The sequence below is a fragment of the Bradyrhizobium sp. Kon10 genome, assembly GCF_055807395.1.
The window spans coordinates 38079-59309 of sequence record NZ_JBVVOZ010000006.1 but is presented as its reverse complement, the minus strand read 5'-3'; the positions used below and the strand labels follow the sequence as shown (position 1 = coordinate 59309).

The 21231-nt window shown below is 62.6% G+C and carries 18 protein-coding genes and 1 pseudogene; 6 read left to right on the top strand and 13 right to left on the bottom strand.

The genetic code is table 11. The features are described 5' to 3' along the window. Positions 1–60 precede the first annotated feature (60 nt). Positions 61–1410 (top strand): 8-oxoguanine deaminase, encoded by a 1350-nt coding sequence (locus AC0L2O_RS11180; protein WP_369722363.1) that lies wholly within the window; start codon positions 61–63, stop codon positions 1408–1410. Between the two features lie 106 nt (positions 1411–1516). On the opposite strand, the gene AC0L2O_RS11175 is transcribed toward AC0L2O_RS11180, so the two are convergent. The 4 genes from AC0L2O_RS11175 to AC0L2O_RS11160 form a co-directional block, all read right to left on the bottom strand. Further along, a complete protein-coding gene (locus tag AC0L2O_RS11175; RefSeq protein WP_369722364.1) occupies positions 1517–2593 on the bottom strand; it encodes a BMP family ABC transporter substrate-binding protein in 1077 nt (358 codons plus the stop codon). Between the two features lie 77 nt (positions 2594–2670). After that, positions 2671–3588 (bottom strand): ABC transporter permease, encoded by a 918-nt coding sequence (locus tag AC0L2O_RS11170; protein ID WP_473369752.1) that lies wholly within the window; start codon positions 3586–3588, stop codon positions 2671–2673. Beyond that, complete coding sequence (locus tag AC0L2O_RS11165; RefSeq protein ID WP_473369751.1) at positions 3575–4666, bottom strand: ABC transporter permease; 1092 nt, start codon at positions 4664–4666, stop codon at positions 3575–3577. The genes AC0L2O_RS11170 and AC0L2O_RS11165 overlap by 14 nt, the downstream gene beginning before the upstream one ends. Next, positions 4650–6221 carry an ABC transporter ATP-binding protein gene (locus AC0L2O_RS11160; protein WP_473369750.1) on the bottom strand — a complete coding sequence of 524 codons (1572 nt, stop codon included), beginning with the start codon at positions 6219–6221 and terminating at the stop codon, positions 4650–4652. Before AC0L2O_RS11160 ends, AC0L2O_RS11165 begins: the two co-directional genes overlap by 17 nt. Positions 6222–6802: 581 nt before the next feature. Between AC0L2O_RS11160 and AC0L2O_RS11155 the strand changes: the two genes are divergently transcribed. Beyond that, positions 6803–7909, top strand: a complete 1107-nt coding sequence (locus AC0L2O_RS11155; protein WP_473369749.1) for a hypothetical protein — start codon at positions 6803–6805, stop codon at positions 7907–7909. A 172-nt stretch (positions 7910–8081) separates the two neighbouring features. On the opposite strand, the gene AC0L2O_RS11150 is transcribed toward AC0L2O_RS11155, so the two are convergent. The 6 genes from AC0L2O_RS11150 to AC0L2O_RS11125 form a co-directional block, all read right to left on the bottom strand. Next, the gene (locus tag AC0L2O_RS11150; protein ID WP_369722368.1) at positions 8082–8567 is read right to left on the bottom strand and encodes a nucleoside deaminase; all 486 of its coding nucleotides are present in this window, start codon (positions 8565–8567) and stop codon (positions 8082–8084) included. A 70-nt stretch (positions 8568–8637) separates the two neighbouring features. Further along, complete coding sequence (locus AC0L2O_RS11145) at positions 8638–10170, bottom strand: ABC transporter ATP-binding protein (protein ID WP_369722369.1); 1533 nt, start codon at positions 10168–10170, stop codon at positions 8638–8640. Continuing rightward, positions 10167–10850, bottom strand: a complete 684-nt coding sequence (gene biuH, locus AC0L2O_RS11140; RefSeq protein WP_409187805.1) for a biuret amidohydrolase — start codon at positions 10848–10850, stop codon at positions 10167–10169. The genes AC0L2O_RS11145 and biuH overlap by 4 nt, the downstream gene beginning before the upstream one ends. Positions 10851–10872: 22 nt before the next feature. Then, positions 10873–11799 (bottom strand): ABC transporter permease, encoded by a 927-nt coding sequence (locus tag AC0L2O_RS11135; RefSeq protein WP_188096507.1) that lies wholly within the window; start codon positions 11797–11799, stop codon positions 10873–10875. Position 11800: 1 nt separating this feature from the next. Then, a complete protein-coding gene (locus AC0L2O_RS11130; protein ID WP_409187806.1) occupies positions 11801–12913 on the bottom strand; it encodes an ABC transporter permease in 1113 nt (370 codons plus the stop codon). Next, on the bottom strand, positions 12910–14022 hold the full coding sequence (locus AC0L2O_RS11125) for a BMP family ABC transporter substrate-binding protein (RefSeq protein ID WP_473369748.1): 1113 nt from the start codon (positions 14020–14022) through the stop codon (positions 12910–12912). The genes AC0L2O_RS11130 and AC0L2O_RS11125 overlap by 4 nt, the downstream gene beginning before the upstream one ends. Positions 14023–14428: 406 nt before the next feature. On the opposite strand from AC0L2O_RS11125, the gene AC0L2O_RS11120 reads away from it, so the two are divergent. Next, complete coding sequence (locus AC0L2O_RS11120) at positions 14429–15688, top strand: allantoate amidohydrolase (RefSeq protein WP_409187807.1); 1260 nt, start codon at positions 14429–14431, stop codon at positions 15686–15688. A 41-nt stretch (positions 15689–15729) separates the two neighbouring features. Then, positions 15730–17103 (top strand): hypothetical protein, encoded by a 1374-nt coding sequence (locus AC0L2O_RS11115; RefSeq protein WP_473369747.1) that lies wholly within the window; start codon positions 15730–15732, stop codon positions 17101–17103. A 10-nt stretch (positions 17104–17113) separates the two neighbouring features. Here the strand turns inward: AC0L2O_RS11115 and AC0L2O_RS11110 are convergent, their stop codons facing one another. Then, the gene (locus tag AC0L2O_RS11110; RefSeq protein ID WP_473369746.1) at positions 17114–18433 is read right to left on the bottom strand and encodes a dicarboxylate/amino acid:cation symporter; all 1320 of its coding nucleotides are present in this window, start codon (positions 18431–18433) and stop codon (positions 17114–17116) included. Between the two features lie 101 nt (positions 18434–18534). Continuing rightward, positions 18535–18788, bottom strand: a pseudogene (locus AC0L2O_RS11105) (IS1 family transposase); the annotation flags it as partial. Between the two features lie 49 nt (positions 18789–18837). Between AC0L2O_RS11105 and AC0L2O_RS11100 the strand changes: the two are divergent. Then, complete coding sequence (locus AC0L2O_RS11100; protein ID WP_369722376.1) at positions 18838–18972, top strand: hypothetical protein; 135 nt, start codon at positions 18838–18840, stop codon at positions 18970–18972. A 486-nt stretch (positions 18973–19458) separates the two neighbouring features. On the opposite strand, the gene AC0L2O_RS11095 is transcribed toward AC0L2O_RS11100, so the two are convergent. Beyond that, on the bottom strand, positions 19459–19932 hold the full coding sequence (locus tag AC0L2O_RS11095; RefSeq protein ID WP_473369745.1) for a winged helix-turn-helix transcriptional regulator: 474 nt from the start codon (positions 19930–19932) through the stop codon (positions 19459–19461). A 125-nt stretch (positions 19933–20057) separates the two neighbouring features. Here AC0L2O_RS11095 and AC0L2O_RS11090 point away from each other — a divergent pair, with 125 nt between their 5' ends. Then, on the top strand, positions 20058–20858 hold the full coding sequence (locus AC0L2O_RS11090; RefSeq protein WP_473369744.1) for a zinc-dependent alcohol dehydrogenase family protein: 801 nt from the start codon (positions 20058–20060) through the stop codon (positions 20856–20858). Positions 20859–21231 lie beyond the last annotated feature (373 nt).

Genomic DNA, 21231 nt, shown 5'->3' with positions numbered 1-21231 from the left:
CTCTCGGGCTGGCCTCCGCCTTGCAGGCCTGTCGTCAGCGATGTGGGGAGAAGCAGGATCATGAGCGACGCAAAGCCGATCTGGATCAGGGATCCGCTCGCCATCCTCGCCAGCGGCGCCGAGCGCGGGGTCGTGGCGAAAGACGGCCGGATCATCGAGCTTGTTCCGGCCGGCGGAGCGCCCGCGACTGCGGATGCGGCCGTGTTCGATGCGAGCGAGCATGTCGTGCTGCCGGGCCTCATCAACACGCATCATCATTTCTACCAGACGCTGACGCGCGCGCTGCCGGCGGCGATGGACCGCGAGCTGTTTCCATGGCTTCAGGCGCTCTATCCGGTGTGGGCGAGGATGACGCCGGAATCACTGGAGCTCGGCGTCACCGTGGCGATGTCCGAGCTGCTGCTCTCGGGCTGCACCACGACGACGGATCACCACTATGTATTTCCGGCAGGGCTTGAGCAGTCCGTCGATATCGAAGTCGGGGTCGCGAAACGGCTCGGCATGCGCGTGCTGCTGACGCGCGGCTCGATGAACCTGTCGCAGCGTGATGGCGGCCTGCCGCCGGATAGCGTCGTGCAGGACGAGGATACCATTCTCGCCGACAGCACGCGGGTGGTCGCAAAGCACCATCAGCGCGGAGCGGACGCGATGGTGCAGATCGCTCTCGCACCTTGCTCGCCCTTTTCGGTGACGACATCGCTGATGCGCGCCACCGCCGATCTCGCCGACAAGCTCGACGTGCGCCTGCATACCCATCTCGCCGAGACCGAAGACGAGAACAGGTTCTGCCAGCAGATGTACGGCTGCCGCCCGCTCGACTATCTTGAGCAATGCGGCTGGCTCAATGACCGCACCTGGCTTGCCCACGGAATCTTCTTCAATGCCGACGAGATGAAACGGCTCGGAAAAGCCAAGACCACCATCAGCCATTGCGCCTGTAGCAACCAGCTGCTGGCCTCCGGCTGCTGCCCGGTGTGCGACATGGAAGACGCCGGCGTCGGCATCGGTATCGGCGTGGACGGCTCGGCGTCGAACGACGGATCGAACCTGATGCAGGAGGTTCGCTCTGCCTTCCTGCTGCAGCGGGCGCGCTACGGGGTGAGGAAGGTCAGCCACAAGGACGCATTGCGCTGGGCCACCAAGGGGTCGGCAGCGTGCGTAGGTCGGCCGGAGCTTGGGGAGATCGCCGTCGGCAAGGCTGCCGACCTTGCGCTGTTCAAGCTGGACGAGCTGCGCTTCTCAGGCCACGGCGATCCGCTGGCCGCGCTGGTGCTGTGCGGGGCGCATCAGGCCGACCGGGTGATGGTGGCGGGAAGATGGGCCGTTATCGACGGCGCCGTTCCGGGGCTGGACGTGGCGGATCTCGTCCGTCGCCACAGTTCCGCGGCGCGAGCGATGCAGGCCGGATAGCACCGGAACAAAAAGAGGGGGCGACCACAAGTGCCGGGTGCTTCTGGCCACCCCCTCCGAACCTCCTCCGGGAGGAGCAGGTCGTCAAATCAATGCAAGAAGCGTGCTACTTGCCTGGCAGCTTGTCGTCGATGCCCTTGACGTAGAAATTCATGCCGAGGATCTGGCCGTCAGCGAGATTGGCGCCGCCCTTGCACTCGATCTCCTTGCCGTCCTGCCCAATGACCGGGCACTTGAACGGATGCAGCTTGCCGGCGGCGATCGCGGCCTGGGCATCCTCGGCGATCTTCTTCACGTCATCAGGCATGTTGGTGTAGGGCGCCATCGCGAACATGTGGCTGTCGAGACCACCCCAGGTGTCCTCCGATTTCCAGCTGCCATCGAGTTCCGCCTTCACGCGGGCGATGTAGTAGGGCGCCCAGGTGTCGAGGATCGAGGTCAGCTGCGTCTTGGGCCCGAACTTGATCATCTCGGAATCCTGGCCGAAGGCGAGCTTGCCGCGTTCGCTGGCGATCTGCATCGCCGCGGGCGAATCGGTGTGCTGCATGATGATGTCGGCGCCCTGGTCGATCAGCGCCTTGGCGGCGTCGGCTTCCTTGCCCGGGTCGAACCAGGTGTTGGCCCAGATGATCTTGACCTTGATGTTCGGGTTGATGGTCTGCGCCGCAAGGATCGTCGCGTTGATGCCGGAGACAACCTCGGGGATTGGGAACGAGCCGATATAGCCGAGCACGCCGGACTTCGACATCTTGGCCGCGATCAGGCCCTGGATGTAGCGGCCCTGATACCATTTGGCCGAATAGGTCGACATGTTCTTGTCGCGCTTGTAGCCTGTGGAATGCTCGAAATGCACATTCGGATACTTCTTCGCGACCTTCAGTGTCGGATCCATGTAACCGAATGAAGTGGTGAAGATCAGCTTGTTGCCGGCGCGCACGAGCTGCTCGATGGCGCGCTCGGCGTCCGGACCTTCGGGAACGTTCTCGAGATAAGTCGTCTCGATCTTGTCGCCGAGCTCCTTCACCAGCGCTTGGCGGGCGAGCTCATGCTGATAGGTCCAGCCGAGATCGCCGACCGGGCCGAGGTAAATAAAGCCCACCTTCAACTTGTCGTCGGCAGAGGCTGCACTGACGCTCCCGGCAAGCAAGAGTCCGGCAGCCAGCGCAAGAAGTGATTTCCTCATCATCAATCTCCAAACAGTCGGGGAAACTACGATCCGCAACACGCGCGCCCCATCGCACATGCCGCGGAATGAAAACCCTAGCGGTCGGGTACGAATACGGTGCCGAGCGCGGCCGGCGCGGTCGAGCCGCCGGTGCGCGCGCGGGAGAGCAGGACCAGGACGATCACGGTCGCAAGATAAGGCAGCGCCGACATGAACTGCGAGGGAATACCGACGCCCCAGCCCTGCGCGTGCAGTTGCAGGATCGTCACCGCGCCGAACAGGTAAGCGCCGACGACGAGCCGGCCCGGCCGCCAGGACGCGAATACCACCAGCGCCAGCGCGATCCAGCCGCGGCCCGCGGTCATGCCGGGAATGAAGAAGGGCGTATAGGCGAGCGGCAGGTAGGCGCCGGCAAGCCCAGCGCAGGCGCCGCCGAACATCACGGCGAAGGTGCGGATGCGCAGCACGGGATAGCCGAGCGCATGTGCGGAGATGTGGTTGTCGCCGCAGGCGCGCAGGATCAATCCCGCCCGCGTGCGGTACAGGAACCACCAGACGGCCACGATCAGTGCGATGGAGAAATAGACGAAAGCGTCCTCGCCGAACAGCACGCGGCCGATCAGCGGGATATCGGTGAGACCCGGAATGTAAAGATGCACAGCCGGCGCGATGCGTTCGCCGACGAAGCCCGCGCCGATCAGGCCGGACAGTCCGATCCCGAGAATGGTCAGCGCCAAGCCCGTCGCGACTTGGTTGACGGCAAGCCCGAGCGCCATCAGTGCGAAGATCAGCGACATCAGCATTCCGGCGACCATGCCAAAGAGTGCGCCGATGAAGATCGAGCCGGTCAGCCACGCGCCGCCAAAACCGCAGGCCGCGCCGACGATCATCATGCCCTCGACGCCGAGGTTGAGCACGCCGGAGCGCTCGGTCACGAGCTCGCCGCTCGCTGCGATCAGCAGCGGTGTCGATGCGGCGAGCACCGCCAGGATGATGGCTTCAACCAGCTCCACGGGTCACCTGACGGCTCGGGAAAACCAGCTTGAAGCGGTAGAGGATGAGGGAGTCGCAGGCGAGCACGTAGAACAGCAGGATGCCCTGAAAAACCTTGGTGACATCCAACGGGATCTTCATTGCGATCTGCGCCTGCTCGCCGCCGATAAAGGTCAATGCGAGAAAAAGGCCTGCAATTAATATTCCAAGCGGGTTCAGCCGGCCGAGGAAGGCGACGATGATCGCGGTAAAACCGTAGCCCGGTGAGATGCCGGGCTGGAGATGCCCGACGGGACCTGCGACCTCGATGATGCCGGCGAGGCCCGCCAGCGCGCCGGAGACCGCGAAGGTGAGGATGATCAGCTGGTTGGCGTTGAAGCCGCCAAACCGTGCCGCACGCGGCGCGGCACCGACCACGCGGATCTCGAAACCCTTGATGGTCCGTCCAAGCAATATGGCTGCAGCCGCGACAACCAGCAGCGCGATGATGGAGCCGAGATGCAGCCGGCCGCCTTCGATCAGGAGCGGGACAGTGGCGACCGGATCGAACTCGGCCGTGGTAGGGAAGTTGAAGCCTTGCGGATCGCGCCAGGGGCCGCGCACCAGGTAGTCCAGAAAGAGATCCGCGACATAGACCAGCATCAGGCTGGTTAGGATTTCACTGGCGCCGAACTTCACCTTGCAGATCGCCGGGATCAGCGCATAGAGCGCGCCCCCGGCTGCAGCGAGCACGAACATCGCCGGCAGCACCCAGACACCGGCGTCGGTGCCTTGCGTCTTCACCGCGATCCAGCTTCCGGCGACGGCGCCGATCAGGAATTGCCCCTCGGCGCCGATGTTCCAGGCATTGGCGAGATAGCAGAGCGACAGGCCGATCGCGATCATCACCAGCGGCGTCGCCTTCACCGCGATCTCCTGGAGCGAATAGCTGTCCGTGAGCGGTGCGATAAAATAGGCTTGCAGCGAGAGGAGCGGGTTCTTGCCGAGGATCGCGAACAAGACGGTCATAGTGACGATCGTCAAGCCGATCGCGATCAGTGGTGAGACCAGTGCGATCGTGTTGGAACGCTCGGCGCGCTTCTCAAGCACCAGCTGCATGCGCGGCCTCCTTCGGCTCGAGGCTGCTGCCACCCATCAACAGGCCGAGTTTTTCGCGTGTTGCGTCGCGCGTGGCGAGCGGCTCCGACAAATGGCCGTGGAACATCACGGCGATACGATCGGCGATTTCGGCGAGCTCGTCGAGATCCTGGCTGGTCACGAGCACGGCCGCACCGGCGGTTGCCAGATCGAGCAGCGCCTGGCGGATGACCGCGGCGGCGCCGGCGTCGACGCCCCAGGTCGGCTGGCTCACCACCAGCACCGCCGGATTGCGCAAGATCTCGCGGCCGACAATGAATTTTTGCAGATTGCCGCCGGAGAGGCTGGCGGCTTCCGGGTCGCGTTTCGCTTTGCGGACGTCAAAGGTTTCGGTGGCACGGTCGACCGTCTTGAGCGTGGCGGCGGTGTCGATGAAGCCGCGATGGACCATGCCGCTCGCCGCATGCCCGGTGAGTAGCGCGTTCTCCGAGAGCTTCATCCGCGGCGCGGTGCCGTGCCCGAGCCGCTCCTCGGGCACGAAGGCCGCGCCGAGCTTGCGCCGCTTGGTGATCGAAAGCTGGCCGGCGGCGATGCCCTCGATCACCACCGTGCCGGGGTCTTTCGACAGGCGCTCGCCGGACAGCGCGGCGAACAACTCGTCCTGGCCGTTCCCTGCCACGCCGGCGATGCCGAGGATTTCGCCGCCCTTGAGCTCGAACGAGATGTGCTCGAGCCGTACGCCGTGGGCCTCGTCCGGCGCGAGTGAGAGATCGTTCACGACCAGCCGTGGTATCGTGGTCTGCCGGCCAGCTGCAGCTTTCACTTCCTTGATCTCGCCGCCGACCATCATGCGCGCGAGCGAGGCCGCGGTCTCGAGCCGCGGGTTGCAGGTCTGGATTTTCTTGCCACCGCGCAAGATCGTGGCGGTGTCGCAGAGCCGCTTCACCTCCTCGAGCTTGTGGCTGATGTAGAGGATGGCGCGGCCTTCGGCCTTGAGCCGTTCCAGGACGACAAACAGTTGGTCGGCTTCCTGCGGCGTCAGCACCGCGGTGGGCTCGTCCAGGATCAGGAATTTCGGATCCTGCATCAGCGCGCGCACGATCTCGATGCGCTGGCGCTCGCCGACGGATAATTGCCAGACCTCGCGCCTGGGATCGAGCGGCAGGCCATAGGTCTTCGACACCTGCTCCAGCCGCGCCGACATGTCCTTAAAGGATTCCCTTCCATCGAGGCCAAGTGCGACGTTCTCGGCGACGGTGAGGTTGTCGAACAGCGAAAAGTGCTGGAACACCATGGCGATGCCGCGGCTGCGCGCTTCCGAGGGACCAGACAGCACGATCGGTTCGCCTTGCCAGCGAATCTCGCCGGCACTGGGCTGGATCAGCCCGTAGATTGCCTTGACCAGCGTCGACTTGCCGGCGCCGTTCTCACCGAGCAGCGCGTGGATTTCCGTCGGCCAGATGTCGAGGTCAATGGAATCGTTGGCGAGGAAATCCCCATAGCGTTTGGTGAGCCCGATCGCTCTCAGCAGCGAGGACTCGCCGGAATGCAGGTCGTTAGCCGTCGGATCTAACATTCGCTGATACGCTTGCATGCGATGAAGTGCCTCAATACTGGGCTAGTTTGAACCGCCGCGTAAGGTGTGAAAAAACGTCATCCCTTGCTCAACGCTTCGGCAGGCGACGGGCGTCGCGAGTCGCGGCTCCCGTCTGGCGACGATCGCCTCCAATCGCCCCTCGGATAGCGGTCGCGGTCGCGTCCTGCGAGCAACGGTTGTTGCCAATTTGTGACGGTTCGAACCGAATCGGAACCCGCTATGCAGGGTTGACGCGAAGTTGAGCATTGTCGTGTGGCCACACGTATGCATTGCCGCGGAGCAATGATGAACGTGTTCGCGGCCCCATGTCCACGCTTTGCGCAGGACGCAAAAGCCGAGCAGAATCAAACGGGAATATTTGGCAATCGCGGGAATTGTCGTGCCGCTTACAGGGAAGTGCGAGGCGCACGAGCCTCGAGAATCCATCGTGAAATGCCACTCGCTGCCGAAACAAGCGGCATGCCTTGGAACAAGTTGAGGCTTCTCACTCCGGGAGATCGGCGCAAGTGTCGCATCCAGGGACGTTCATTTTTACGTGTCCAAATTTGGGGGTATTCAGGATGTCGTTTCGTTTGAAAGCAGTTGCAGCCGCGGCGCTGTCACTTGCTACGCTTGCCACGGGGGGTCTGGCGCAGGCAGCGGATTTGCCGGTCAAGGCAGTCAAGAAGGCCGCGGACCTGCCGTTTTTCCTGGTGATCGATGACCGTGTGTCGTTCTCCTGGATGCCCAAGGGTACCGATCCCGGCATGTGGAGCACTCGTCCCGATGGCAGCATCAACGGTACCACCGCCAAGCAGGTCTACTCCTTCACTCACTTCGACCTCTGGGCCTACGGCACCAACTTCTTCACCATCTCGATGTTCAAGTCGGGCCACAACGATCCGGCTTCGCCCTGTACCGCGCCGGGCGTGACCATCACCGGCGGTGTCGGCGATTGCGCAGGCGCAACCGAGATCTACGGCCTGTTCCGCTCGACCTTCGGCTGGAACGAGCTGTTCAATACCAAGACCTTCACCATGGGTCCGCTGCACAACATCTCGTTCGAAGTCGGTATGGATGCGAACACCGAGAACAACTTCCTGGCGCCGGCCAAGCGCGACGTCGTCGCCGGTCTCCAGTTCGCCTTCGACCTTCCCTATAAAGGCTACGTCAACGTCTCTCCATTGATGTACTGGGAGTTCTTGAACCACAATGCCTTCACGCAGTGCGGCCTATTCGGTGCCGGCGTGGCCGGTGTGACCTGTAACTCCGACGGCAATGTGAGCTACCGTCCGACCTGGGCCGTCGAAATCAACTACTACATGGACCTCGGCTTCCTGCCGCCGAACATGCAGTTCTGGTCGATCAGCGGCCGCGCCGGCTGGTACGGGCCGAAGGGCGACTCGAATGGTCTTCCTGCGCTCTCGGGCATCGGCCGCTTCTCGACCGCGTCCAAGACCGAGCTGAACAGCGAACCGATCCGCCTGACCTTCGACGCTTCGAAGGCGGCCTGGGGTGACAAGTACTCGCATTTCGTCGATCTCTGGGTTGCCTATCGTTACTGGCAGAACAAGTTCGGCCTCGACCACAACGCCATGGCGGGCGTCTGCACGATCGCAGCGACCGGCCAGAGCACAAAGAGCTGCACGGAGTCCACGGTTTATGGTGGCGTGACTGTGAAGTTCTGATCGGCTGGAGGTCTTCAGGTTCCAACGGCGTCGCGCAGGAGTGCGCGGCGCCATTGGTGCTTCGAGGGGGCAACCTAGGGTGTGTTAGCCGAAGGGTGTAACCCACGTTTTTGTTTTTCGCGTTGGGAGAGAAGTGGTGGGTTACGCTGCGCCAACCCACCCTACAAGCTCTCTACTTCGCCCACACGCCGTCGTGCAGCGCTTCGGCTTCGTCCTCGAGCAACGGGCCCACGACCTCCGTCGGCCGCTGGCCGGCGGCAAAGATGTCGCGGCAAGGCAGATCGAGCGTCGGGTTCTCCGGGTGGTTGCCGGTAAGACCGCGCAGGCGGTGCTCGCCGAGGCCATAGACCACGCGGCCGATGCCTGCCCAGTAGATTGCGCCGGCACACATCGCGCAGGGTTCCGCGGAGGAATAGAGTGTGGCCTTCGCCAGGATCGCACGAGTTAGCGTGCGGCAAGCCTGCGTGGCCGCGAGGCGCTCGGCATGCGCGGTGCTGTCGTGATCCGGCATGTAGCCGTTTTCGGTTTCCATCAGCACATGGCCGTCCGCATCGACGACGATGCAGCCGAAGGGATGGTTGCCATGGGTGAGGGAACGGCGGGCGACCGCAAAGGACAGGCGCAGAAAGTGTTCGTCGCGTTCGGCTGCGCCGCTCATCGCTGCTCCTCGAGCATGATCCGGAAAAGTGTGCAGCGGTTTTCCGAAAAGACCATGCTCAAACCATTTGTCAGTGCCCCGCCATATGCCGGCCGATCACGGTAAGGTCGGCCTCGCTGGTCCGTGCTTCATACACGAATTCGCCGTGGAACATCACCACCAGGCGATCGGAGAGCTCGAGCAGTTCGTCGAGGTCCTCGCTGACCAGCAACACCGCCGCGCCGCGATTGCGCGCGGCCATGATCTCGGCATGGATCTGCGCCACCGCGGCAAAGTCGAGGCCGAAGCAGGGATTGGCCGCAATCAGCACCTCGACGTCATCGCCGAGTTCACGTGCCAGCACGGCGCGCTGCACATTGCCGCCCGACAGCGCTGAGATCGGCGTATCCGGAGACCGGGTCTTGATTTTGTACTGCCCGATCTTCTTCTTCGCGTCGTCCCGGAAGGCGCCGCGATTGAGCCACCAGCCGAGGCTGGCAAAGGGCGCACGGTCGAACTCGCGGAAGGCGATGTTGTCGGCGACGCTCATGCCGCCGACGCAGGCGTTCTTCAGCGGTTCCTCCGGCAGGAGCGACATCTTGTGCCGCCGCATCTCCTCACGGCTGGCGTGATAGGGGTCGCCGGCAACGCGGATTTCGCCGCTCTCGGATTCGCGCTGGCCCGCCAGCACTTCGACGAGCTGGCGCTGGCCGTTCCCGGAGACACCCGCGATGCCGACGATCTCGCCGGCGCGCACTGTGAGCGAGACGTCCTGCACGGCGATGGCGCCGGCATCGTCGAGGGCGCGAATCTTGCTCAGTGTCAGCTTCGCCGCGCCCGCTTCGCCGGTGCGCGGCGGCTGCACGGTCAACTCTTCGGCGCCAATCATCGTCCGCGCCATCGCATCGGGCGTGAGCTCGGCGACCTTGCCGGCACCTGCGAGCTTGCCGCGGCGCAGGATCGTGACGTCGTCGGCAAACGCCATAACCTCGCGGAATTTGTGGGTGATCATCAGGATGGTCAGCTCGCCTTTGACCACCATGTCGCGGAGCATCCCGAGCACCTCGTCGGCTTCCGCTGGCGTCAGCACCGAGGTCGGCTCGTCCAAGATCAGGAAACGCCGCTTGAGATAGAGCTGCTTGAGGATCTCGCATTTCTGCCGCTCGCCGGCGGAGATATCCGAGACCTTTGCGCCGAGTGGGACCTTGAAGGGCATCCGCGCCAAAAACGCCTCGAGCTCCTTCATCTCCTTGGCCCAGTCCACGATTGCCGGCACGTTGTCGCGCGCCAGCACAAGATTTTCCGCGACCGTCATCGCCGGCACCAGCGTGAAATGCTGGTAGACCATGCCGAGGCCGAGCGCGTGGGCGTCCTTCGGGTTGGCGATCGCCTGCTCGTGATCGCCGATGATGATGTCGCCTTCGGTCGCGTGGTAGTAACCCATGATGCATTTGACCAGCGTCGACTTTCCGGCGCCGTTCTCGCCGAGCAGCGCATGGAACGAGCCCGGCCGCACCTTCAGCTCGACATTGTCCAGCGCCAGGAAGTCGCCGAAACGCATCGTCATGGCAATGGCGTTGACGCCGAAGGCGCCTGACGGCGGGGGCGGCTCGCCGATGATCACGAAATCGCTCCGATAAAGGCGTCGGAGGTCGAGACTGCGCCGAACACGCCGCCCTGCATCTTAATCATCTTCAACGCGTGCTCGTGGTTGCTCTTGTCGGTCGCGCCGCAGCAATCGTGCAACAGTACGCATTCGAAGCCACGGTCGTTGGCCTCCCGCATCGTGGTGTGGACGCACACGTCGGTGGTGATGCCCGTCAACACGATATTCTCGATACCGCGCACGCGCAGGATCAGCTCGAGATCGGTGGCGCAGAACGAACCCTTGCCGGGCTTGTCGATGATGGGCTCGCCCGGCAACGGCGCGAGCTCCTCAATGATGTCCCAGCCCGGCTCGCCGCGCACCAGAATGCGGCCGCAGGGGCCGGGGTCGCCGATGCCCGCACCGATCTGGCGCGAACGCCAGCGCTTGTTGGCGGGCAGGTCGGACAGATCGGGGCGATGGCCCTCGCGGGTATGGATGATGTGAAAGCCTTGGGCGCGCATAGCCGCGAGCAGCTTCTTGATCGGCTCGATCGGCGCTCGGGTCAGTGAGAGGTCGTAGCCCATCTTGTCGACATAGCCACCGATGCCGCAGAAATCGGTCTGCATGTCGATGATGATGAGCGCGGTGTTCTTCGCTCGGAGGTCGCCATTGTAGGGCCAGGCATAGGGCTCGGACTTGATGTAGCGCTCGGGCATGGACGACCTCGTTGATGCGCGATTATCGTGTGATTGAAAGTTCGGCGGGTGCACCGGTCAGCGTCCGCTTCGGCGAGCAGGTGATGATCATGATCGCCAGCGTCAGGATGTAGGGCGCCGCGTTGAAGAGATGATAGCCGGAGGTGACGCCGACCGATTGCAGCGCCGGACCCAGCGCTGCCGCGCCCCCGAAGGCGAGCGAGGCCCACAGGCATAGCAGGGGATCCCAGCGCGCGAAGATCACCAGCGCCACCGCCGTGATGCCCTGCCCGGAGGACAGGCCCTCGTTCCAGCTTCCGGGGTAAAACAGCGAAAGAAAAGAGCCGCCAATTCCCGCGAGGAAGCCGCCGACCATGGTGGCGCGCAGGCGGATCAGCAGCACGGAATGGCCCATGGCGCGTGCGGCATCCGAGCTTTCGCCGGCGGTGCGGATGAGAAGGCCCCAGCGCGTGGTGCGGAAAGCCCAGTAGAGGATCGGTGCAAGTGCGACGCCGATCAGGAAGAGGACATTGACCCGCAAAGCGGCGCGGAGCTGCGGGATGTCGCTCCACCAGCCGAAATCGATTGCCGGCAGGCGCGGTGCGGTCGGCTCGATCAGAGGCTTGCCGAGGTAGAACGCAAGTCCGGTTCCGAACAGCATCAGCGCGATGCCGACCGCAACGTCGTTGACGCGCGGCAGCGAGCAGATTCCGGCATGGAGCGCGCCGAGCAACGCACCGGTGATGCCGGCGGCGAGTACCCCGAGCCATGGTGAGCCGGTGAGATAGGAGATGCCATAGGCGCTCATCGCGCCCATCACCAGCGTGCCTTCGAGGCCGAGATTGATGCGGCCGGAGCGCTCGGTGATGCATTCCCCCAGGCTCACGAACAGGAACGGGGTCGAGACGCGAATGGCGCCGCCGAGCACGGCGAGCGGGACGGTCCAGAGTCCGATCGATCCGTCTGCCATCTCAGGACTTACCTTTCAGGAATCCGATGCGGCCGTAGAGCGCGTCGCTTGCCAGCACAAAGACGAAGATGATGCCTTGCAACACCAGCACGGATGCATCGGGCAATCCCAGCCGGCGTTGCAAAAGGCCGCCGCTAGCGCTAATGCCGCCGAGCAGGATCGCGACGGGGATGATGGCGAGCGGATTCTGCCGCGCGAGGAAGGCGACAAGAATGCCGGTGAAGCCGTAGCCGGCCGCGAGGTTGGCGTTGGTGCGCCCCTGCACGGCCGCAACCTCGACCATGCCGGCAAGGCCTGCGGCGCCGCCAGCGAGGAAGCAAATCGTCAAAATGAGCTTGCTCACGCCGAGGCCGACGATCTTCGCAGCGCGGATATTGCCGCCGGCGACACGCGCGGCAAAGCCGAACACGGTGTGATAGATCAGGATGTAGGCGGCGATTGCGGCGATCAGGCCGAAGACGAGGCCCCAATGCACGTCGGTGCCGGGGATGGAGCCGATCATGTTGGCGGCGCCGATCTCGCGGGTCGACGGCTTGTTGAGGCTCGCGGGATCCCGCATCATGCCTTCGACGAGATGGTTGAGGATCGCGAGCGCGATGTAGACGAGCAGCAGGCTCGAGATTGTTTCGTTGACGCCGCGATACTGCCGCAGCGCGCCTGCCAGCATGATCCACAGCCCGCCGCCGATCACGCCGGCGCAAACCATGGCGATCTGAACGACGAACGGTGGCATGCCCTGAAGCGCGAGTGCAGCGCTCGTCGCCGACAGCGCGCCGATCAGGAGAGCGCCTTCGCCGCCGATGATGACCATGCCGAGCTGGGCGGGCAGTGCCGTGCAGAGCGCCGTGAGGATCAGGGGGGCGGCGCGCGTCAGGGTGTTCTGCCAGGAAAACCAGGTGCCGAAGGCGCCGTAGTACATATAAAAATAAAGATCGAGCGGGTTCTTGCCGAAGATCGCGACGAAGATGCCGAAGACCACGAGCGCGCCGGCCAGCGCCGCGCCCGGGATCAGAATGTATTCGATTGTCGCGCCGTGGCGCTGGAGGAAACCAGGATCCGCGGCCGGGGCGATTGCCCCGATCGCTTCAGTGGAATCCGCCGCTTCCGTTGTCACGAAGTCGCTCCGATCACGCCTTCGACCAGATAGTCCATCTTCTCGAGCTCGGGATCTTTCTGGCCCCGATCGGTGCCGGCCGCGATCACCGTCTTGCCCTTGTTGTCAACCAACCCGCCCTTGAAGATGGCGTAGCCGTCGGCGGACAAGAATTTTGCCTTGACGTCGTCGGCGTGCTTGCGCGCTTCCGCAGAAACCGCTTCGCCGTAGGGCGAGGTCTTCACGATCTCTTCCTTGAGGCCGCCACGATAGAAATTCGGGATGGTTTCGCCCGCGGCGATCATCTTGACGAATTTCGGGTAGAGCGCTTCCCAGTTCCACTCCGCACCGGTGAGATAAGCCTTCGGCGCGAGCGGCGACTGGTTGACGTGATAGCCGCACACCATTGCGCCCCGGCGGGCCGCGTTCTCGACCATGGTCTTCGGGCCGTCGACGTGACAGGTGAGCACATCGACTCCCTGGTCGATCAGGCTGTTGGTGGCTTCAGCTTCCTTGACCGGCATCGACCAGTCACCCGTGAAAATTACCTGGGTTGTCGCCTTCGGGTTGGCGAGCTTGGCGCCAAGCGCGAACGCATTGATGTTGCGCAACACCTGCGGGATAGGCTTTGCAGCAACGAAGCCCAGCTTGCCGCTCTTGGAGGTGTATCCGGCCACGATGCCGGAGATGTACTGGGCTTCATCGATATAGCCGAAATAGCTGCCGGCGTTCTTGGGGTCCTTGTCGCTCCAGAGGCCGCCGCAGTGCTCGAAGCGCAGCTTCGGGAACTTGCTGGCCATCTTGATCATGTGCGGATTGTAGTAGCCGAACGAAGTCGGGAAGAGCAGGCTGGCGCCGTCGAGGTTAATCATGGACTCGATGGTCTTCTCGACCGCGTCGGTCTCCGGCACCTTTTCTTCCTCGACGACCTTGAGGCCGGGGATTTTCTTCAGCGCTGCGGCGCCCTGGGCGTGGGCCTGGTTGTAGCCGTAGTCATCGCGCGAACCGACATAGATGAAGCCGATGGTCGTATCGGCTGCGAACGCCCGGTGGGCGCCGGCCGCGGCGCCCAGGGTGAGTGCCGCACCGCCCTGCAACAAATGCCGTCGTGAAATCCTGCCAAAATCCATTGCTCGCTCCCTTGGCGGCTGCACCGCCATGATCTCGCGGCTGCGCCGGTCTGGCGGAGCCTGGAACAGGATGTCGCAAGCTTCGTGCCAGAGGTCACGAAGTAATCATTTTGGAATAAGCATTTGAAACAACAGCGTTATGGCGCGCTTCATAAACCTGACCAGGAAATCGGCAGATTAAATATTAGGCAGTCATGTATGATTGTATGCAAGGCACTTAAGCAGTCTTAACCAGCTCATACGTGTGCATGACGGAGAGTTGGACGATCGGCCGGCTCCCCGCATCATGCTAACCACGCTCTGATTGGGACGGGCGCCGGCGGAGCGATTTTCGCTGGCACCGAACTTGTATCGATTGTCGTCACGATCGCCGCGCGCGGTCGCCAGGATGGAAAGCTCGACCGAAATGGGTGCTGCTAGCGCCGTTCAAGATGCATCACTCGGCAAGGAGATCGTTCGCCGCATCCAAGAGCTCGGCGCGATTTCGGAAGAGACCGACAAGCTCACCCGCATCTATCTCAGCAAGGAGCTGCGTAGGGCGGCCGACCTCACTCTCGGCTGGATGCGCGAGGCCGGCATGAGCGCGCATCTCGATGCGATCGGCAACGTGTGCGGCCGCTACGAAGGCGAGCGGCCGGGGGCGCCCTGCCTGATGCTCGGCTCGCACTACGATACCGTGCGCGATGCCGGCAAATGGGACGGACCGCTGGGAGTGATCACGGCGATCTCCTGCGTCGCCGATCTCAACCGTCGCGGCAAGCGCCTGCCGTTTGCCGTCGAAATCGTCGGCTTTGCCGACGAGGAGGGCGTGCGCTTCGCCTCGACGCTGCTCGGCAGCCGCGCGCTGGCGGGCACCTTTGATGAGAGCGTTTTGAATACGCGCGACCACGAGGGTGTGTCGATGCGGGCTGCGCTCGTCGAGTTCGGCCTCGATCCCGATCATATCGGGGCGGCGGCGCGGGCGCGGCGCGAGTTGCTGGCTTACCTCGAATTGCACATCGAGCAGGGGCCGGTGCTGGAAGCACAGAATCTGCCCGTCGGGGTCGTCACAGCGATTGCGGGCGCAACCCGGCTTGCCGCACGGCTGACTGGCATGGCCGGCCATGCCGGCACGGTGCCGATGGCGCTGCGACGCGACGCGCTCAGCGGCGCGGCTGAATGCATTGGAGCGATCGAGCAGTTCTGCCGGACTGATGCGAGCGGGCTCGTCGGCACCGTCGGCTACATCCATGCCAAGCCAGGCGCGACCAACGTCATTCCGGGCGAAGTGTCGTTTACCATCGACATGCGCGCGCCGACCGACATGCATCGCAAGCGCGCGGTCGCCGATGTCGTCAGGCAGATCGAGGCGATCGCAAAGCGCCGGCAGTTGGCGCTTCAGCTCGACGTCACCCATGAGAACCGCACCGTGCCTTGCGCGACCTGGCTGAAGGATCAGATCGCGCAGGCCATCGCTACGGAAGGGTTTTCCGCATTCGAGCTGCCGAGCGGGGCAGGGCATGACGGTATGGCGATGATCGACATCGCCGATGTCGGCATGATCTTCGTCCGCTGCCGCGGCGGGATCAGCCATCATCCGGACGAGCATGTCGAGCTTGGCGATGCCGATGCCGGCGCACGGGTCCTGCTGCGGGTCGTCGAGAATTTCCAGCCGCGGGAAGGCTAAGCGGCCCGCAACATACCGGCCTGCCGACACGAATGATTCAGATGAACAGCGACCTTTCCTTTCCATCCGATCGCGGAAACCGGTTTTACCAGGGAAAGGCGGCGACGTTCGTCGCCAACGCCCTTCAGGCGGTCAATTTTCTCGGCGACCGATTCCTGAGAAAGCCGCCTGATGTGTCATCGGCGATCTCGGACCTTTACCGGCACTCGATCGACAGTGCGTTTTCGGTGACCGAGTCCTTTCTCGTCACGGGGGCGCCGCACGCATCGGCCTACTACCCGCGCGACTTCGCCTGGTTCTATCCGGACGTTCTCGATCCGGAGACCATCATCGATGCTCAGGACGCGATCCGGAGGGCGCGGCTGCTCGAAAAGAGCGTCCGTCTGTTGCTGGCGGCGGTTCGCGCCAATGTCGTCACGACGACCATCGTCCCGGCGGGACGCGGCCGTTATCTCGGCGTGAACTATTTCTCGCGCCCCTCGGACACGCTGCTGGGCGTTCTTGCCGGTCTCCGGCAGATGCTCTCTGCCGAAGAGCGGGCATCGTCTTATCTGGCGATGTCGCAGTGCGCGCATGCCGGCCGTCTGTTGCTGGCCGAATACGGCGGCGATCTGGAGCGCGCAATCCTGAAACTCGCAAGCGAGCTCGAGCCGTTCGAAGCTGACGGCGCCAGATATTTGCTCTGCGACGCCCGCGGCCCTCGCTCTGCGGCAACGGACACCCGCGCCGAGCGCCGGCGGTTTGTCACCAATGCCTGCGTCTACACGACCTTCGCGTGGGGTGTGCAGCTCGGGGTGGTCTACGAGAACCGGCTGAAGCGATTGCTCGGGCGCGACCTCGCGCGATACAAGCAGGACCTGCTCCGCCTGTTCGGCAAGGATGGCTATATCAGGCATTCGCTGGATAGCCCGGCGGGCACGCCGGCATCCCTGGTCGCGCTCGATTTCGTCAGCGTCCATCGCGGCTTCTGGGACATGAACGATCCGAGCGAGCGCGCGCTGTTCGCGGCGACGACGGATCTGATCATCGCCGAACCGAGGTTTCGCATACCTGGGACATCGCACTTCCTGGTGTCCGCGAATAATCCGCGCAACAAGATGATCCACAAGATTGCGGCGCCCGCCTATCAGGGACGCTCCTCCTGGCCGACGTTCAACGTCGAATTTGCCGATCGCATGCTGGATCACGATGAATTCTCAGGGAGCGATACCTATCGCCGCTATGCCCAGGGCATATTGAAGGACATCCGGACTGCGACCGAGGTCCATGGCGGATATCAAGAGTTGATCTCGGAATCAGGCTTGAAATATCGCACCTGGGCCTACAAGGGCGCCGTGGCTCACTCCTGGTTTCCGCGTTTCCTGTCCGTCTGGAGCCGGGCGTTTGGAACGCCCTTGCTCCGTTGGAATGATTGACCTGCGGCCGCTACCCCGCCGTGACGTCCACCAGCTCGCCGCCTTCGAGCACCTTGGCCGCCTTGGCGCGGTCGAGGTCGCCTTCCCAGGCGGCGACCACCACCGTCGCCACGCAATTGCCGATGAGGTTGCCGAGCGCGCGCGCCATGCCGATGAACCAGTCGACCGACAGCACCAGCACCAGGCCGATCGCCGGAATGCTCGGCACCGCGTTCAGCGTCGCGGCCAGGATCACGATGGCCGAGCCCGGCACGCCGTGCGCGCCCTTCGACGTGATCAGGGAGACGCCGAGCACCAGCAGGAGATCGCCGAACGACAGCGGCGTGTTGGTCGCTTGCGCGATGAACACGACGGCGAGCGTCAGGTAGATCGAGAAGGCGTCGAGATTGAAGGAATAGCCGGTCGGAATCACCAGGCCGACGACGGAATCCTTCACGCCCATGCGCTCCAGCTTCTTCATGATCTGGGGCAGCACGGCGTCGGAGGACGCCGTCGCGAGCACGATGGTGAGTTCTTCGCGCAGGTAGGCGAGAAATTTGAGGATGTTGAGTCCGGCCAGCGCCATCACGGTGCCGAGCACGCCGAGCACGAAGATGCCGACCGAGACATAGAACAGCATCACCAGCGAGACGAGCTGCTTCAGCGAGCCGACACCGTATTTGCCGACGGTGTATGCGACCGCGCCGAGCACGCCGAGTGGAGCAACGCGGACGATCAGCCCCATGACGCGGAACAGCACGGTGGAGGCCGCGTCGATCATCGAGGTGACGAGCTTGCCCTTCTCGCCGCCGACCAGCGCCAGGCCGACGCCGAACAGCACCGCAAAGAACAGAACCTGGAGCACGTCGTTGCGCGACAACGCATCGAAGGAGGTGCTCGGGATCACGTTGAGCAGGAAGGAGCCGACGCCGGCACCCTGGAGCTTGTGGGCGTTGTCGGCATAGGTGTTGAGCGCTTTGGCATCCAGCGTCGAGGGATCGATGTTCATCCCATGGCCGGGGCCGAAGATGTAGGCCAGGATCAGCCCGACCACGAGCGCCACCGTGGTCATCACCTCGAAATAGAGCAACGCCTTGACGCCGACGCGGCCGACCTTCTTGAGATCACCGGCGCCGGCAATGCCGTGCACGACCACGCAGAACACGATCGGTGCCACGATCATCGAAATCAGCTTCAGGAAGGCATCGCTGAGGATCTTGAGGCTGACGGCAAAGTCCGGGGCGGCCACGCCGAGGATGATGCCCAGGATCAGCGCTGCCAGAACCTGGACGAACAGCGAAGTGTAGAGCGGCTTGGGCTCGGCGGCCGGGGCCGCGGCAATGGTCGACATGGTAACTCCCCCGTTTCAACGACGTCTTGGTCGCCAAAACTAGCAACAACCATGCCAGAATGCCGCGGTTTTCGTCGGAAATGGCGTATTGGGGTAGTGTCTCAGTTTGAGATCTCGTCCGCTTCGCGCTTCTTGTAAGAACCGCGAACGGCCGGGACCGGGTTGGCGGCAACGATGAGCGCGACCACGTCCGTCACGTTCATCACGCGGTCGATCAAGCCAGCAGCTATTGCCGGGGTAGCGCCAAGCGTCTTGTGGACGCGGCAGAAGTTGTAGAGCACAAATAGAGCGCCAGCGCGTGGCAGTGGTTCTCAAACTTCTTGCCGAACGCATAGGTGAGGCGGGTAAACCGGCGCGCCGGCGCACTTGGGCAAACGCCCGTCCGCTTTTATCCGAATAGCGGCGTGAAAGCGGCTTGTCTCGCTGAGGTGCTGGCTCGCATCGCTGATGCGCCGCCGACAGCCACTCTGCTGGATGTCCTGGGCGACGATCTGCGTCTCACAGGCGTCAAGAAGGCTGCGATCTCCGGCTTTGCGTAGCAAGTACACCTCAGGCCCTTGAGGACGCGAGGGCCCTCCAGTAGTCCGCGCCGGCAACTGTCGTCCTTGCGCGCATGGAGCAGATAGCATTCGTAAAATGCGATGAGGCCGAGTTCCGCAAGCACCTCTGGCTGCATCGACAGCAACACGAGGCAGCGCTCGGGCGTCGTGACGATCACCTGCGGAAGCACGTTAAGCGACACCAGTGTCAATCGGCGCTCAAGTATTGCAGGCCGAATGACACTCCCGCTGCCGTGGAAAATATCCAGGACAATATTCATAGCAGAAAACCGGTCGGAGCACACCTAACCGCGCTGTTACCATCTCGTTGTTTCAGAGAAGAACCGCTTTTCGAAGGTCGCCATAGCGCAACAGGCACTGCTGAAGCTTCGGCAAATCGTACGATGGGACCCGACTGCTCAATCGCTCAAGAACGTCTTTCTACTTTCAGCAAGTCGATCAACATTATTGACCACACACGTGTGATTACCTCCGCACTATTGGTCGCACCCGCTCCACTGGAACATAGTCGCCGTTCTTACTGACGACCTTCAGAAACACTTCTTCCCGAGTCGCTTTGTCGATCATGCGGGAAGATCCTTTGCCGAGATGCTCATCTCCCCATTGGCTCAATGCCATCAGCACAGGGAGCAGCCTGATCCCGGCTTTGGTGGGTTCGTATTGATAGCGCGTTCGCGCTCCCGGCTCCTTGTAAGGTGTTTTTTTAAAAATTCCGTACTCAACAAGTTTTTCTAGGCGCTCAGACAGCACCGCTCTTGGTATGCCCAGAAACGTTTGAAAGTCCTGGAATCGGCGAACGCCCCATGAGGCCTCGCGCAAGATCAACAAGGTCCAGGTTTCACCAACAATGTCGAGCGTTCGCTTGATGGAGCAGTTGTTCTTTTGTTCCAAGATCAAGCGAAGATCCAGCTCGGGCGAATGCGCTTTTTTTGAGTTCATTTTTCATACACAGGTTGACGTTGATCACAGTTCGTTATACGAACTTAGCACGGTTTGGTTCGAGCGGTCAGCGAACCCATAAGATTAATTGGCGGAATGAGCCATACGGCTCTCGCGGAGGGACAATGAAGTTCTTGCAAATGTCTAAGTTTGGCAATCCCACCGAGGTGGTTGAAGTTGTCGAAAGCGATCCACTCCCACCGCCGGCAGCAAATGAAGTCACGGTCGCAGTCGAATACTCAGCGATCGGTCCCGCTGAACTTCTGATGATCCGTGGCAGGTATGGGATCAGGCCACAGCCGCCGGCGCCCCTCGGGAACGAAGCTATTGGCCGCGTTATCGCCGTAGGAGCCTCGGTTAAAAATGTAAAGACTGGCGATCGTGTCGCCATTCCGATCGGACTTCCCGTGTGGAGGCAGGCCATAACGGTCGCGGCCGCCGATCTCATCGCCTTGTCTGAGCAAGCCGATCCCCAACAGATGTCAATGCTTCGGATCAATCCGCTGACAGCGGCATTGCTCCTAACCGAGTATGTGGAACTTGGCAAGGACGACTGGGTCATCCAGAACGCCGGCAATTCCGGAGTGGGACGCAGCGTTATAGCGTTTGCAAAGGAGTTCGGACTGCGCTCGGTAAGCCTCGTGCGCAGACCCGAACTCGTGGATGAGCTGACGTCAGCCGGAGCTGACGTCGTCCTTGTCGATGGACCCGACGTTGTGAAGCAAGTCGCAGCGGCGACCGGCAAGGCTAAAATCAAGCTGGGCATTGACGGCGTGGGTGGCGACTCCTCGCACTCGGTTGCGTCTTGCCTCACGTCGAACGCCAAGATGGTGGCCTATGGCGGCGTCAGCGGAAAGCCCGCTGCCATGAGTCCTCTGAATATCATTTTCAATCAGGTGACCCTGGAAGGATTTTGGCTGGGATAGCCGCGCACTACATGTCCGAGTACAAGAACATTCAAGGGATTATGGTGCCGACAAAACGGCGCAACTTCAGGAGAAACCCGGACGGGACTCTAAATACTGAAACTGTCCTCGTTGGTATCGATATTTCTGCAATTACTTTGACCTAAGGAAAGCATTGAGACGGCAGGGAGCATACAAACAAATGGCTAACTCTGTTGTGCAAGAGGAGCCTTAGCGAGGCAACAGCTCGGCCTGATGACCCCGACCGTCAGTGCCGGCGCATAGAGACCGCCACGTCAGCGACACGGCAGATCAGCACGGACACTGATCGATACCGGTGAAGACGCCGACGAATGATTGTCGTTGTTGGCCATATTCTCGATGTCTGCTTTGG